Here is a 1091-nt window from a genome sequence, read left to right on the forward strand (position 1 = left end):
GAAGAAGGAGGCCGTGACGATTCCTCCGAGGACCACCATGAGGATGTGGGCGCCGCCCCGCCCGGACGTGATGAGGAAGACGATTCCCAGTGCCAGCAGCCCGAAGCCGAACGATCCGCCCACGAGGGCGACGGGGCCCAGGCCCAGCAGCAGGGCCAGGGCACCGCCGAAGGAGGCGCCCGAGGAGACGCCGATGACCTCCGGGCTGACCAGGGGGTTGCGGAACACGGCCTGCAGGGCCGCGCCGCCGATTGCGAGGGCGCCACCGACCAGCAGGGCAAGCAGGACCCGGGGCAACCTGACCAGCAGCACCACGTTTTCCTCGGCCGCGGGAAGGCCCGGGCCGAAGGGAACTATTCGCGACGCCAGGATCTGCACGACATGGTCCAGGGACACGCTGTAGCGGCCGCTGGCGAGTGCAACCGCCGACACGGCCGCCAGGACTGCTCCTGAGAGCAGGCATGGACCGATGACCTGGCGCAGCCCCGGTCCCCGGCCGCCGGGGGGTCCCGTGGTCAGAGGCTGGGCCTCACGAAGCATCGAACTGCCGGTAGTTGGCCGAGGTGCCGTTGGCCTCGGTCCAGAGGATCTTGTCCAGCTCCGTCGCCGATGGCTGGTAGCGGTACAGGAAGTCGAAGTAGTCGTTTGTCTCGTCCCTTAGAGTGGAGCGGTTGCCGGAGGGGAAACTGACATCTGTGAGCCAGCGCCACATCAGTGGCGATTCCTGGCCGGGGGGATCCCAGCGGTAGCCGCCCAGCGGGACCTTGTAGACGCGGCGGGAGCGCACGGCGGAGATGCTTTGCCACACCGGGTTGGCGTAGACGTCGGTGGGCATCGCGTCGTCGAAGTTCCCGAGCAGGATGATTTCCGGATCCCAGGCCAGGACCTGTTCGACGTCCACGCCCACCATGCCCTTGCCCTGAAGGCCCTGCGGGCCGGTGGCGGGGTTGTGTGCCCCGATGAGCTTGATGTAGAAGTCGTTGTAGCTGCCGTTTCCGGCTACCTTGAGGCCGCCGCTGAACCTGTTGAAGTAGATGATGCCCGGGCCGCCGGTGCCGCGGGCGGCGGCCTCGGCCTGGATGGCCTTCTGT

The 1091-nt window shown here is 68.0% G+C and carries 2 protein-coding genes; both read right to left on the reverse strand.

What is annotated here, in order from left to right; genetic code table 11:
- Positions 1–432, reverse strand: a 432-nt coding sequence (locus LQV45_RS34920) for an iron chelate uptake ABC transporter family permease subunit (protein WP_230012561.1), incomplete at its 3' end; no start/stop codon positions are given.
- A gap of 97 nt (positions 433–529) precedes the next feature.
- On the reverse strand, positions 530–1091 hold a 562-nt coding region (locus tag LQV45_RS34925; RefSeq protein WP_230012562.1), incomplete at its 5' end, for an ABC transporter substrate-binding protein.

Source organism: Microbacterium sp. Bi128, assembly GCF_918698205.1.